The 12,952-nt window shown below is 55.5% G+C and carries 14 protein-coding genes and 1 other annotated feature; of the genes, 3 read left to right on the top strand and 11 right to left on the bottom strand.

Annotated features, from left to right (window positions below; translation table 11 throughout):
* Positions 1–19 precede the first annotated feature (19 nt).
* The 7 genes from GM298_RS09495 to yjjY all read right to left on the bottom strand — a co-directional run bounded on the left by GM298_RS09495 (position 20) and on the right by yjjY (position 6,831).
* Complete coding sequence (locus GM298_RS09495) at positions 20–316, bottom strand: DUF2502 domain-containing protein (protein WP_025758043.1); 297 nt, start codon at positions 314–316, stop codon at positions 20–22.
* A gap of 244 nt (positions 317–560) precedes the next feature.
* On the bottom strand, positions 561–1,847 hold the full coding sequence (thrC, locus tag GM298_RS09500) for a threonine synthase (RefSeq protein WP_266154011.1): 1,287 nt from the start codon (positions 1,845–1,847) through the stop codon (positions 561–563).
* Between the two features lie 3 nt (positions 1,848–1,850).
* The gene (gene thrB / locus GM298_RS09505; protein WP_045284828.1) at positions 1,851–2,780 is read right to left on the bottom strand and encodes a homoserine kinase; all 930 of its coding nucleotides are present in this window, start codon (positions 2,778–2,780) and stop codon (positions 1,851–1,853) included.
* A 1-nt stretch (position 2,781) separates the two neighbouring features.
* Entirely contained in the window at positions 2,782–5,244 is a 2,463-nt protein-coding gene (gene thrA / locus GM298_RS09510; RefSeq protein ID WP_095449619.1) for a bifunctional aspartate kinase/homoserine dehydrogenase I, read from the bottom strand.
* A gap of 24 nt (positions 5,245–5,268) precedes the next feature.
* Positions 5,269–5,386, bottom strand: a sequence feature (Thr leader region).
* Complete coding sequence (gene thrL, locus GM298_RS09515) at positions 5,325–5,393, bottom strand: thr operon leader peptide (protein WP_015572623.1); 69 nt, start codon at positions 5,391–5,393, stop codon at positions 5,325–5,327. Its footprint overlaps the feature before it by 62 nt.
* Positions 5,394–5,604: 211 nt before the next feature.
* On the bottom strand, positions 5,605–6,291 hold the full coding sequence (locus GM298_RS09520; RefSeq protein ID WP_025758046.1) for a tRNA/rRNA methyltransferase: 687 nt from the start codon (positions 6,289–6,291) through the stop codon (positions 5,605–5,607).
* 399 nt (positions 6,292–6,690) lie between these two features.
* Complete coding sequence (yjjY, locus tag GM298_RS09525) at positions 6,691–6,831, bottom strand: protein YjjY (protein ID WP_085928893.1); 141 nt, start codon at positions 6,829–6,831, stop codon at positions 6,691–6,693.
* A gap of 95 nt (positions 6,832–6,926) precedes the next feature.
* On the opposite strand from yjjY, the gene arcA reads away from it, so the two are divergent.
* Positions 6,927–7,643 carry a two-component system response regulator ArcA gene (gene arcA, locus GM298_RS09530; RefSeq protein ID WP_003856501.1) on the top strand — a complete coding sequence of 239 codons (717 nt, stop codon included), beginning with the start codon at positions 6,927–6,929 and terminating at the stop codon, positions 7,641–7,643.
* Positions 7,644–7,689: 46 nt separating this feature from the next.
* Here arcA and creA read toward each other — a convergent pair whose 3' ends face one another.
* Entirely contained in the window at positions 7,690–8,163 is a 474-nt protein-coding gene (gene creA / locus GM298_RS09535) for a protein CreA (protein ID WP_045284830.1), read from the bottom strand.
* Between the two features lie 211 nt (positions 8,164–8,374).
* Here creA and robA point away from each other — a divergent pair, with 211 nt between their 5' ends.
* Entirely contained in the window at positions 8,375–9,244 is an 870-nt protein-coding gene (gene robA, locus GM298_RS09540; RefSeq protein ID WP_025758049.1) for an MDR efflux pump AcrAB transcriptional activator RobA, read from the top strand.
* Here robA and gpmB read toward each other — a convergent pair.
* Positions 9,241–9,888, bottom strand: coding sequence for a 2,3-diphosphoglycerate-dependent phosphoglycerate mutase GpmB (gene gpmB / locus GM298_RS09545; RefSeq protein WP_008502057.1), 648 nt, complete (start codon positions 9,886–9,888; stop codon positions 9,241–9,243). The two genes, robA and gpmB, sit on opposite strands and share 4 nt — an antisense overlap.
* Positions 9,889–9,938: 50 nt before the next feature.
* On the opposite strand from gpmB, the gene yjjX reads away from it, so the two are divergent.
* Positions 9,939–10,454, top strand: a complete 516-nt coding sequence (gene yjjX, locus GM298_RS09550; RefSeq protein WP_025758050.1) for an inosine/xanthosine triphosphatase — start codon at positions 9,939–9,941, stop codon at positions 10,452–10,454.
* Here yjjX and trpR read toward each other — a convergent pair.
* Complete coding sequence (gene trpR / locus GM298_RS09555) at positions 10,451–10,777, bottom strand: trp operon repressor (RefSeq protein ID WP_095449617.1); 327 nt, start codon at positions 10,775–10,777, stop codon at positions 10,451–10,453. The genes yjjX and trpR overlap by 4 nt on opposite strands.
* A 55-nt stretch (positions 10,778–10,832) precedes the next feature.
* Positions 10,833–12,770: a murein transglycosylase gene (gene sltY, locus GM298_RS09560; protein WP_025758052.1), complete on the bottom strand. Its 1,938-nt coding sequence runs from the start codon at positions 12,768–12,770 to the stop codon at positions 10,833–10,835.
* Between the last annotated feature and the right edge of the window lie 182 nt (positions 12,771–12,952).

A 12,952-nucleotide genomic window follows, 5' to 3' on the forward strand; every position in this document is an offset into this window, starting at 1 on the left:
CAGCTGGCGGGGTTTTGCATTAAGGGTGTTTCCAGTCCGGGCCCGGACGATGATCGTCATGGCGACGATCGTCATGATGGTGGTCACGCTCGCGATGTTCATCGTGGGGACGCCAGTGGTTATCGCGCCAGTCATAATGCGCCTTCCACCAGTCATGATCGCGCCAGCGACCGCCATCCCAGTAGTGGCCGTTATTATCACGATCGCCAATCTGCAGTTTGACCGCCGGAACCAGAGTAATTTCGGATGCCTGTACCGCCATGGGAGCGACCAGCATCAGTGAAAGCGCAATCAGCGCAGGTTTCAGTTTTGACATCGGTGACTCCTTATTCTCTATGCCCGACATGGGCCGATGTAAGGAGATTACGCGAGGGGAACGGGGGATGTTATTCTCTGCAATCCTAAACGCTAGGTGACCGCATTTATTGGGAATTTCTGCTTTTTCCCTGCTATTTTTCTCCTTAATTTCTTCACAAAAAAGCCGGGTGGCGCTGCGCTTACCCGGCATACGTTATGAGCTGTTGTAGGTCGGGTGAGGCGTAGCCGCCACCCGACAAAAATCACGCGCGAGCCATCATCAGCTTACGCAGCGCGGCAAAATCCGCCGGCAGCTCATGGGACAGCAGCGGCAGGTCAGCACGCTCGGCCAGCTCTTTCGGCAGCGGCAGCGTTTCGCCGAGGATCGCTTCCACGCTCTCTTTGAACTTAGCCGGATGCGCGGTGCCCAGGAACAGGCCATATTCACCCGGATTCAGCTGGTCGCGTAGCGCACGGTAAGCAATCGCCGCGTGCGGTTCAGAAGTGTATCCGACCGCTTTTAACTCACGCATGGTGGATTTAGTCGTGTCATCCGTCACCGCCGCGTAGCCCAGGTCACCCAGACGCCAGATCTTACGGCGGAACAGCTCTTCCACGCGCGGCCAGTTGTTCGGCTGGGAAACATCCATCGCGTTGGAGAGGGTCGCCTGCGTCGCGTTTGGTGCCCATTTGCCGTCTTTCAGGAAGCGCGGCACGGTATCGTTGGCATTGGTGGCGGCGATAAAGCGTTTCACCGGCAGCCCCAGTGATTTCGCCAGCAGACCTGCCGTCAAATCGCCGAAGTTACCGCTCGGCACAGAAATGACCAGCTGGTTGCGGGCTTCCTGCGGCAGCTGCGCCACCGCTTCGAAGTAGTAGCAGATCTGCGCCAGCAGACGGCTGATGTTGATGGAGTTGGCGGAGTTCAGACCCAGCGCCACCTTCAGCTCTTCGTCGTCGAAGGCCTGCTTGACCAGCGCCTGGCAGGCATCGAAGTCACCGTCGATCGCCACGGTTTCAATGTTGCCGCCGAGGGTACAGAACAGTTTTTCCTGCAGCGGACTAATTTTGCCTTTCGGATAGAGGATCACCACGCGGACGTTTTTCAGGCCGTAGAAGGCATGGGCGACCGCCGCACCGGTATCGCCGGAAGTTGCCGTCAGGATGGTTACCGGTTTGTCGCCGCTGATATGGGTCAGCATCTGCGCCATGAAGCGGCCGCCGAAGTCTTTAAACGCCAGGGTTGGGCCGTGGAACAGCTCCAGACAACCAACGTCAGGCTCAACCTGCTGAACCGGTGCCGGGAACGCGAACGCCTTACGCACGCGTTCTTCCAGCAGCTCCTGCGGTATCTCGTCGCCGATAAACGCCGACAGAATTTTGGTGCTGCGGGTGACAAAGTCCAGCTTCAGCAGTTCATCAATCTCGGTCAGCTGAAATTCCGGCAGGTCATGCGGAAAGAACAGCCCCTGATTTTTGCCCAGTCCCTGCGTTACAGCCTGCGCGAAGCTGACCTGCTCGTTATGATCTTTAAGATTGTAGAGTTTCATTAATTATCCCAGTACTCGTGCGCCAGCCGTGTCCAGACGGCAAATATGAACAAAGCCTTCCTGATTTTGCAGGTAGTGTTTAGAGAGCCAGTCCGCCACGCGCTGCGCAGTGTCTGGCTTATCGCATAAGGCAAACAGCGTCGGGCCGGAGCCGGAGATGCCGCATGCCTGCGCGCCAATATCCATTGATGCCTGTCGCGCCTCGTTAAAGCCAGGCAGCAGCCTGGTGCGATACGGCTCGGCAATAACGTCTTTCATCAGTTTCGCCGCCAGCTGTGGCTGACGGGTGTAGCAGGCGTGGATAAAGCCCGCCAGATGACGCCCGTGGGCGATACAATCCTGACGACGATACTGCGCGGGCAGGATCGCACGCGCTTCGGCCGTAGACACTTTGATGCCCGGATAGGCCAGCACCCACAGCCACTCATCAAACCCTGGCACCTGCTGACTAATGATGCCATTTTCTTCGATCATCAGCTGCATGCCGCCGAGGAAGCACGGTGCAACGTTGTCATAGTGAATGCTGCCGGAGATACGGCCTTCCAGCTCGCCCATTAGCCCCAACAGACGGCTATTGTTGAGGGGCTTACCGCAGTGCTCGTTCATCGCCACCAGGGCAGCCACCACGGAACAGGCGCTGGAGCCCAGCCCGGAGCCAATCGGCATACTTTTTTCCAGCGTCATGGCGACCGGCACGTTTTTACCGATCTCCTGACAGAAGCGCTCCCAGCACTGATAGACGATATTCTCGCGTGGCTCCGACGGCAGCTTGCTGGCAAAACGCCCTACGTTATTCAGGCTGAAGCTTTCTGCCGCTTCAACCGTCACCGTGTCGCCCAACAGCGAACCGTCTACCGGCGTAACCGCCGCACCCAGCACATCAAATCCGACGCTCATATTGGCGCTGGAAGCCGGGGCATAAACTTTGACCATGTTAAACTCCTAACTTCCATGACAGGGTACGCAGCAGATCGGCAAACACACCTGCCGCTGTAACATCGTTCCCTGCGCCATAGCCGCGAAGCACCAGCGGCAATGGCTGATAATAGTGGCTGTAAAACGCGAGGGCGTTTTCGCCGTTTTTGACTTTGTACAGCGGATCGTTGCCGTCAACTTCGGCAATCTTCACCCGGCACACGCCATCTTCTTCAATGTTGCCAACATAGCGCAATACCTTACCTTCATCACGGGCTTTCGCAACGCGGGCGGCAAAAACGTCGTCAAGCTGCGACAGCCTGGCCATAAAGGCGCCGACATCACCGCTGCTGTCAAATTCTGCCGGCAGTACCGGTTCAATCACGATATCAGAAAGCTCAAGCTCGCGGCCCGTTTCACGCGCCAGGATCAGCAGCTTGCGCGCCACGTCCATACCGGAAAGATCGTCGCGCGGATCCGGCTCGGTGTAGCCCAGTTCACGGGCGGCGCGGGTCGCTTCCGACAGGCTCATGCCTTCGTCCAGTTTGCCGAAGATAAACGACAGCGAGCCGGAGAGAATGCCGGAGAATCGCTGCAGCTCGTCACCCGCGTTCAGCAGGTTCTGCAGGTTCTCAATCACCGGCAGGCCTGCCCCGACGTTGGTGTCGTAGAGGAACTTGCGGCGCGACTTGCTCGCCGCCAGACGCAACTGGTGGTAGTAATCCATCGACGAGGTGTTGGCCTTTTTGTTCGGCGTGACCACGTGGAAACCTTCACGCAGGAAGTCTGCGTACTGATCGGCAACGGCCTGGTTTGACGTACAGTCAACAATCACCGGGTTAAGCAGGTGATACTCTTTTACCAGACGGATCAGGCGGCCCAGGTTGAACGGCTCTTTTGCCTCCTTCATCTCGGCCTGCCAGTTTTCCAGATTCAGGCCGTGAACGTTGGTCAGCAGCGCTTTTGAGTTGGCAATCCCGCAGACGCGCAGATCGATATGCTTCTTTTTCAGCCACGCCTGCTGACGCTTAACCTGCTCCAGCAGTGCACCGCCCACGCCTCCGACGCCGATCAGGAACAGCTCAATGACCTGATCGGTGTTGAACAGCATCTGGTGAACCACGCGAACGCCGGTGGTGGCATCGTCGTTATCCACCACCACGGAAATAGAGCGCTCTGACGAGCCCTGGGCGATCGCCACGATATTGATATTAGCCCGCGCCAGCGCGGCAAAGAATTTGGCAGAGATACCGCGCAGGGTGCGCATGCCGTCGCCCACCACGGAGATGATCGCCAGACGCTCCTGAATCGCGAGCGGCTCCAGCAGCTCTTCTTTCAGCTCCAGATAGAACTCTTCCTCCAGCGCGCGGCGGGCGCGCAGGCAGTCAGCCTGCGGAACGCAGAAGCTGATGCTGTATTCGGAAGAGGACTGGGTGATCAGCACCACAGAGATACCGTTGCGGGACATGGCCGCAAACACGCGGGCGGCCATGCCGACCATCCCTTTCATCCCCGGACCGGAGACGCTGAACATCGCCATGTTGTTCAGGTTAGAGATACCTTTCACCGGCAGACCGTCTTCATCGGTGCTGGCGCCAATCAGCGTACCCGGCGCTTGCGGGTTACCGGTGTTTTTAATCAGGCAAGGGATCTGGAACTGGGCAATCGGGGAGATGGTACGCGGGTGAAGGACTTTAGCGCCGAAGTAGGAGAGCTCCATCGCCTCCTGGTACGACATCGATTTCAGCAGCCTGGCGTCCGGTACCTGGCGCGGGTCGCAGGTGTAGACGCCGTCGACGTCAGTCCAGATTTCACAACAGTCCGCGCGTAAACAGGCGGCCAGTACGGCGGCGGAGTAGTCGGAGCCGTTACGGCCCAGCACCACCAGCTCGCCCTTCTCGTTCCCGGCGGTGAAACCGGCCATCAGGATCATATGGTCAGACGGAATTTTGCTGGCGGCGATACGGCGGGTTGATTCGGCAATATCAACGGTGGATTCGAGGTAGTGGCCCACCGCCAGCAGTTTTTCAACCGGATCGATCACGGTCACGTTGTGGCCACGCGCTTCCAGCAGGCCGGCCATGATGGCAATCGACAGTTTTTCACCGCGGCAAATCAGCGCCGCGTTGATGCTGTCCGGGCACTGACCCAGCAGGCTAATACCGTGCAGCACGTGCTTAATTTGCGCGAATTCCTGCTCCACAAAAGACTTAAGCTGTGCCAGCGGGAAGCCCGGTTGTGCCTCAGCCAGCCCCTGCAGCAGTTCAGCGAAGATCCGCTCGGCGTCGCTGATGTTCGGGAGTGCATCCTGGCCACCGATGGTCTTTTCAATCATTGCCACCAGATGGTTCGTGATTTTTGCCGGGGCAGAGAGCACGGTCGCAACCTGCCCCTGCCTGGCGTTGCTCTCCAGGATATCGGCAACACGCAGAAAACGTTCTGCATTTGCCACTGATGTACCGCCGAACTTCAACACTCGCATGGTTCTACCTCGTTTCCTTTAGCCGAAAAAAAAGCCCGCACTGTTCAGGTGCGGGCTTTTTTCTGTTTTTCCTGTACGCGTCAGCCCGCATCGTTACCTGTGGTAATGATGATGGTTGTGGTAATGGTGGTGATGCTGATGCGTTTCATGGATGTTGTGTACTCTGTCATTATTATCTGTCTGTGCTGTATTCTTTTAGGGTTAAAGGATCGGGACCCTTAAGTCAATGGATTTTTAATTTGATCACATTTCAGAAGACTCTCACGTCCCGCTGCAGGCAGATTTATTTTCATCCGATTCCCCCAGATGCAACCCTTTGCAACAGACTTATCCGCCATAGTAAAAACTTATGGCAGCATTTTACTCGGCCAATTTTTTTTCAATATCGTGCAGCAAACGATGCAACATTGCGGTGTCCCGCTGCTCAAGACGCCCAAGACGCTGCTGCAGCCAGTCCGCCATTTTGCGATCGTCCGCCACCCCTAACCGGGATAACAGATGCTCAACGCGTGTGCGCAGCGCAGCCAGCTGGTTTTCATTTGCCCCTTCCGCCTGAGGCTGGGGAATTTGTATTAGGGAGGCTAATTGGTAGCAGTAGACCATGACCGCCTGGCCTAAATTCAGGGAGGGATAATCAGCCACCATGGGTGCCCCCGTTAGCACGTCAGCGAGTTCCAGCTCTTCGTTTGTTAATCCGGAATCCTCACGACCAAATACCAGCGCCGCTCTCTCCAGCCACTGGCTTTTCTCACTCAGCATCGGCACCAGCTCCGCGGGCGTAGCGTAATAGTGGAACTTCGCCCGGCTGCGCGCCGTGGTGGCAACGGTAAAGGAGATGTCGTGCAACGCCGCGGCAAGCGTGTCGTAAGTGGTTATATTATCGAGAATATCGCCGGATCCATGCGCCACCCAACGTGCCGCAGGCTCCAGGTGGGCGGTGCTGTCCACAATACGTAAATCGGTAAAACCCATGGTCTTCATGGCGCGCGCGGCAGCGCCAATATTTTCTGCTCTGGCTGGGGCGACCAGTACAATCGACAGATGCATTTATGCTCTCTTTTTAATCGGTTAGCGGGTAGAAATGTGATGCGCTTCAACATATTACGCAGCGCGAATTTACAAAATTGCAACACAAATCACCGAAATAGCGTTTCATAACAAATTAAAAACGCTAAACTATTCCTTGTCTGAACAATAAGTTAGAATGTTAACAGAACACTATTATCCCTATGTTTTATAATGATAATAGCGGTATGAATACCCTATTCTGATTGGATTCGCTTCGTTTATAAATCAATGACCGCAACTAGTTGGTTTATTGAAAAATTGTGACAAAGGCTAGCATTCCGCTACGATGATTTCATCAAACTGTTAACGTGCTACAATTGAACTTGATATATGTCAACGAAGCGTAGTTTTATTGGGTGTCTGGTGTCACTTAGCCTGTTATGTTGCTGTTAAAATGGTTAGGATGACAGCCGTTTTTGACACTGTCGGGTCCAAAGGGAAAGTACCCAAGACCAAGCTAATGATGTTGTTGACGTTGATGGAAAGTGCATCAAGAACGCAATTACGTACTTTAGTCACGTTAAGCCGATCATGTTAATTTGCGACATGCATCAGGCAGGTCAGGGACTTTTGTACTTCCTGTTTCGATTTAGTTGGCAATTTAGGTAGCAAACATGCAGACCCCGCACATTCTTATCGTTGAAGACGAGTTGGTAACACGCAACACGTTGAAGAGCATTTTCGAAGCAGAAGGCTACGATGTCTTTGAAGCGACCGATGGCGCAGAGATGCATCAGATCCTTTCTGAAAATGATATCAACCTGGTGATCATGGACATTAACCTGCCGGGCAAAAACGGTCTTCTTCTGGCGCGCGAACTGCGTGAGCAGGCGAACGTCGCGTTGATGTTCCTGACGGGCCGTGACAACGAAGTTGATAAAATTCTTGGCCTGGAAATCGGTGCGGATGACTACATCACCAAACCGTTTAATCCTCGCGAGTTAACCATTCGTGCACGCAACCTGCTGTCCCGCACCATGAATCTGGGTACGGTCAGCGAAGAGCGTCGTAGCGTTGATAGCTACAAATTCAACGGCTGGGAACTTGATATCAATAGCCGTTCGCTGATTAGCCCGAACGGTGAGCAGTATAAACTGCCGCGCAGTGAATTCCGCGCGATGCTGCACTTCTGCGAAAACCCGGGCAAAATTCAGTCCCGTGCAGAGCTGCTGAAGAAAATGACCGGCCGTGAGCTGAAACCGCATGACCGTACCGTAGACGTGACCATCCGTCGTATTCGTAAACATTTCGAATCTACGCCTGATACGCCGGAAATCATCGCCACGATCCACGGCGAAGGGTACCGTTTCTGTGGTGACCTGCAGGAGTAATCCCGCAGTTAACGCATTAAAAAACGGCGCTTATGCGCCGTTTTTTTTATTCCCGCCACGGCATAATCGGCACCGCGCTGATGGCGTTTTTCGGTGATCCCTCCACCACTTTGTCAGAATAGGCCAGGTAAGCCAGCGTATTGCGTTTGGCATCGTAGAAGCGCACAACCTGCAGCTTTTTAAACACCAGCGAGGTCCGCTTCTGGAACACCACGTCGCCCTGCGCTTTGCCGTTTTTAATTTTATCGCTCAGTTCAACCGGACCTACCTGCTGACAGGAGATCGCCGCGTCGGAGGTATCTTCCGCCAGCCCCAGGCCGCCCTTAATCCCGCCCGTTTTCGCGCGGCTGACATAGCAGGTGACGTTTTTCACGTCCGGATCGTCAAACGCCTCCACCACGATTTTGTGGTCAGGACCAAACATTTTAAACACGGTATCGACAGAACCAATCTGTTCAGCCTGGGCGGCGCGCCCGACCATCAGCATCAGTGCGGTGAAGATCAAAGTCTTGTATTTCATATTGTTACCATTCTTAAAAATTACGCTGAGCGATTATTCAACACTTTAGACAAAAATGTAGCAAGATCACAGGATTAGAATATATTTGCCCATAATGTGCGCCAAAAAGCATGAATGCGCAAAAAAAACACTGAATGCTAAAACATCAAAAAATGCTATTATCCGCTAACCTGTTATCAGGCACCTGCTGTTTTAAGGATGAGGATAGTATATGGATCAGGCTGGAATTATTCGCGACCTGCTCACCTGGCTGGAAGGTCACCTCGACCAGCCTTTGTCACTGGACAATGTGGCGGCTAAAGCAGGCTATTCCAAGTGGCATCTGCAAAGGATGTTCAAGGATGTCACCGGTCATGCTATCGGGGCCTATATACGCGCACGTCGTCTGTCAAAATCTGCTGTGGCATTGCGCCTGACCGCGCGCCCGATCCTGGATATTGCGCTGCAGTATCGTTTCGATTCGCAGCAGACCTTCACCCGCGCCTTTAAAAAACAGTTCTCGTTGACGCCAGCGCTTTATCGTCGCTCGCCTGACTGGAGCTCGTTTGGTATGCGTCCGCCGCTGCGTCTGGGCGAGTTCGCGATGCCGAAATACGAAATCGTCACGCTGCCTGAAACCCATCTGATCGGGACAACGCAGAGTTACTCGTGCTCCCTTGAGCAGATTTCTGAGTTCCGTCATCAGATGCGCGTCCAGTTCTGGCGCGACTTCCTGAGCCACGCGCCGGCGATCCCGCCGATTCTGTATGGCCTCAACGAAACGCACCCAAGCCAGGAAAAGGATGACGAGCAGGAGGTGTTCTACACCACCGCGCTGACGCCAGACATGGCCAATGGCTACATTCAGGGTTCAAAGCCTGTGGTGCTGGAAGGTGGCGAGTACGTGATGTTCGCCTATGAAGGGCTGGGAACGGGTGTTCAGGAGTTCATCCTGACCGTTTACGGGACCTGCATGCCAATGCTGAATCTGAATCGCCGTAAGGGTCAGGACATTGAGCGCTACTACCCGGCGCAGGACGCTAAACCGGAAGAAGGCCCAATCAATCTGCGTATGGAATTCCTGATTCCAATACGTCGTTAACGCTGCAGTTCATCGAGCGCAGGGGCATCAAGATGTGAAATGTCCCCTGCCATCTCCACCACCCAGCCTGACGCCAGCCACGCGCTTTCCTGATAATCAATCCGGGAAATGGAGCAGTTACGTAGACGCAAACGGCGCTCAGCATAAGCGGGTAATCCGAGGATAGTGCTCACCAGGCAACCCAACGCAATCCCGTGACTCACCAGCAGCGGACGGCTTCCCGCCGGCAGCTTCAGGCATTCCGCCAGTGCGGCATGCATACGTACGCTGAGCTCCTGCATGGATTCACCTTCAGGGATACGGCCATCTTCGGTACCGTTCACCAGCGTGCGACGCCAGCCCTCTTCCGTTTCAGTCAGCGTATCAATATGACGCTTTTCCAGCACGCCCATATCCAGCTCGCGCAGACGCGGCTCAAGCATAACATCACAGCCGCAGGCGTCCGCGATGATGCGCGCCGTCTGCTGTGTGCGACCTAAGTCGCTGGTGATGACGTGGGTAATGCCCAGCGTTCTGGCACGCTCTGCCACCTGCCACGCTTGCTGCACACCCTTCTCAGTGAGAGGACTGTCTGACTGGCCTTGAATACGTCGCTCGGCGTTCCACTGCGTTTCACCGTGGCGAACAAGGTATACCTGTAACATGCTTTTTTTCCGTTATACTGCGATGAGTTTTTTTTGAATCGAGCTTAATTATGCACCATGTTGTCTCTGCTACCACTAATCCTGCCAAAATTCAGGCAATTCTAAGGGCATTTGAAGAGATCTTCGGCGCAGGATCCTGCCATATTGAAGCCATCGGCGTCGAGAGTGGCGTTCCTGAACAGCCGTTTGGCAGCGAGGAAACGCGCGCTGGCGCACGAAATCGCGTGGCAAATGCCAGAGCTGCAGCACCAGACGCTGACTTTTGGGTCGCCATTGAAGCCGGTATCGATGAAGGCGCAACCTTTAGCTGGGTGGTGATTGAAAGTCGTGAACAGCGCGGTGAAGCACGTTCGGCCACCCTGCCGCTGCCGGCGATCATTCTGGAAAAAGTGCGTGCGGGTGAAGCGCTCGGGCCGGTGATGTCGCAGTACACCGGCATTGACGAAATTGGCCGTAAAGAAGGGGCGATTGGCGTCTTTACCGCCGGCGCGCTGACGCGTTCAGGCGTTTACCACCAGGCGGTGATCCTGGCGTTAAGCCCGTTCCACAACGCGATTTATCGTTAGGTATTTTTCAACAACACCGCTTCCAGCCACTGGCGCAGCTCAACCGGGGCCGACTTCAGGCTGTTCGAGCCGCGGGTAATCGTTGCGATGCCCGCGCCGAGCTCATTTTTAAGCTCGCGCTGGCTCATCTCACCGCGCAACAACTCTTCAATGATCCGCACGCGCGTGCCCAGCGCCTCACGCTCGTCCGGCGTGAGCATCAGCTGCATCAGGGGTAAATGCAGATCCTGATCGTATGACTGGCGAAGCAACTCCACAAAACGAAGCCACTCCTGGTGACGTTGTTCGGCCATTGCCGAGGAATACGGGGAATGCGGGGTCATGTTATGCTGCCTCTTGTACTCATTAGCGAGTACAGCATAACACAACCCACGCCGATCAGTAACGTCTCTGCCACTCGGCATCGCTCATCAGCGTATCTTTCTGCCCCATGAAGTAGCGATAGTAGGCATCATACGCCAGCACGTTTTTCACGTATCCGCGGGTTTCCGAGAACGGAATACTCTCGACAAACGCCACGGCATCGATGCGTCCGGCGCTGTTGCCGAGCCAGGTACGCACGCGACCCGGCCCCGCGTTATAGGCCGCCGAAGAGAAGATGCGGTTATTGCCGAACTGCTGATACACGTACTGGAGATAGCTGGTACCGATGTTAATGTTGGTATCCGGATCCAGCAGCTGTGACGGGCTGCTGTACCCTGGAATATTAAACATCTTCACCGTATGCGTCGCCGTACCCGGCATGATCTGCATCAGGCCACTGGCACCTACCGGGGAACGGACTTTCGGGTTCCACGCGCTCTCCTGACGGGCAATCGCCATCGCGTAACTTTGCGGGATATCTTTACCGCGGGTGTAGCGTTCGAAAAGATCGTTATAAGCCAGCGGGAAACGCTCTTCGAGATGATCCCACAGCTTACCGGCGATCGTCGCCTGCACGCTCAGATCCCACCAGTGATTATCAAAGGCATAGCGGGCAAGCTGGGCTTTTTCGTCGGTGGTGCGGCTGGTCACCAGATTCGCCCACTCGCTGCGCGCGGTATTGTCCATGTTCCAGTACATCAACTCGCGCACGCGCGCCATTTCCGGCCCCTGCGTCAGCGCCGGGCTAGCATTCGCGGGCGCTTTATCAATGCGGAAGGTGTACTCCTCGCCCAGACGCTGTGCGGCCGCCATCGGGTAGAACCCGCGCTGCTGCATCAACGCATGGAGGATCTCTTTGGCTTCATCATCACGACCGCGCTCCATTAGCAGATCGGCCTGCCAGTAACGCCATTCGTCCTTCTCTTTGGCTTCCATAGGCAAACGCGCCAGCCAGGTATTCAGCCCCCGGCGATCGCCCGTCCCCAGCGCCATTCGCACACGACGTTCCACCAGCGAGGTGGAGTTTGAGCGCATAATCGCATCGTCTCGCCAGCGCGCCTGTTCGTCGGTCACATCCGTGCCCATCAGTCGCCATGCAACGATGTCGCGCAACTCCTGGGTTTGGTCTTCATTAAGCTGCTGCGCCTGCACCAGTTGCGGGATCATCAGCCGCGCGTTTTCCACATCGTCACGCGCTACGCTGGCAAAGGCTACCGCCGCCATCTGGCGGGTAAAATCGGTCGCCCCCGTACTGCGCGCAAAGGTGAGAACGCTGTTGGGATCGTTTGCCAGTGCAATAATGGCGCCAGAGATGGTCTGGTAATCGGACGGCATCTGCCCCGCCAGCGTGGTCACCAGACGCGTGTTTCCGGCTTTCATCGCCAGACGGATGCGCTCAAGGTAGGCCAGCGGGTCCTGCTTGCCTGAGGCGCGCCATGCGCCAAACAGCGAATCGCAGGCGTTTGGCTGGCTTTTTCCGGTCAGCCACAGCTCTTTCGCCCCAGCCCAGGCCTCCTCCTGCTGACCGGTGGCCCACTTCGCATAGTAGTAGTTACACTGGGCTTCGGTGGTATTCGGCTTATCAGGACTGAACGCCAGCAGGCCACGCCAGTCTTCACGGCGCGCCAGTTCGTTCACAAAGCGAGACTGCAGAGTCCGCGCCGGCGGCAGGGTCGGGTTCGCCTGAATGAAATTATTCACGGTGACGGTCGGTTGATTCATGAGATCGTCCGTGATCTGACGATACTCCAGATACGGATACAGCGGATAATCCTTCAGCGTCGGCATCAGCGCCTGCACGGTCTCCATCTGCTTGTTGTCCCACGCCTGTTTAATCTGGGCGTAGCGGTTACGTTGTTCATCCAGTGAATCGGCATGCACCGCCTGGCTTACCGCCATTACGCATACGCTGGCAGCCAGCAGACGCCAGACCACCCGTTTGGCTTTTTCCACAAGCTCTTCCTCATTGTTTTTTCGTCAATTGCAGCGTCTTGCCACGTCAAAGTCTAATCAACTTATGCTAACCAGGCATCCTGCAACGCGCCACGTCATGGACACTTTTTTACCTTTCTTGCGCGTTTTAACACTCCCGACGTTCCTGGCTGGGATTAGGACGGGAAAAAGGCTACACTTCG

Source organism: Enterobacter sp. HSTU-ASh6, assembly GCF_026319105.1.
Classification (GTDB): domain Bacteria; phylum Pseudomonadota; class Gammaproteobacteria; order Enterobacterales; family Enterobacteriaceae; genus Enterobacter; species Enterobacter sichuanensis.

What these genes read in the sequence shown, in the direction of transcription:
- GM298_RS09495 (WP_025758043.1), bottom strand. Translation starts at nt 316, where the DNA reads ATGTCAAAACTGAAACCTGCGCTGATTGCGCTTTCACTGATGCTGGTC.
- thrC (WP_266154011.1), bottom strand. Translation starts at nt 1,847, where the DNA reads ATGAAACTCTACAATCTTAAAGATCATAACGAGCAGGTCAGCTTCGCG.
- thrB (WP_045284828.1), bottom strand. Translation starts at nt 2,780, where the DNA reads ATGGTCAAAGTTTATGCCCCGGCTTCCAGCGCCAATATGAGCGTCGGA.
- thrA (WP_095449619.1), bottom strand. Translation starts at nt 5,244, where the DNA reads ATGCGAGTGTTGAAGTTCGGCGGTACATCAGTGGCAAATGCAGAACGT.
- GM298_RS09520 (WP_025758046.1), bottom strand. Translation starts at nt 6,291, where the DNA reads ATGCATCTGTCGATTGTACTGGTCGCCCCAGCCAGAGCAGAAAATATT.
- arcA (WP_003856501.1), top strand. Translation starts at nt 6,927, where the DNA reads ATGCAGACCCCGCACATTCTTATCGTTGAAGACGAGTTGGTAACACGC.
- creA (WP_045284830.1), bottom strand. Translation starts at nt 8,163, where the DNA reads ATGAAATACAAGACTTTGATCTTCACCGCACTGATGCTGATGGTCGGG.
- robA (WP_025758049.1), top strand. Translation starts at nt 8,375, where the DNA reads ATGGATCAGGCTGGAATTATTCGCGACCTGCTCACCTGGCTGGAAGGT.
- gpmB (WP_008502057.1), bottom strand. Translation starts at nt 9,888, where the DNA reads ATGTTACAGGTATACCTTGTTCGCCACGGTGAAACGCAGTGGAACGCC.
- yjjX (WP_025758050.1), top strand. Translation starts at nt 9,939, where the DNA reads ATGCACCATGTTGTCTCTGCTACCACTAATCCTGCCAAAATTCAGGCA.
- trpR (WP_095449617.1), bottom strand. Translation starts at nt 10,777, where the DNA reads ATGACCCCGCATTCCCCGTATTCCTCGGCAATGGCCGAACAACGTCAC.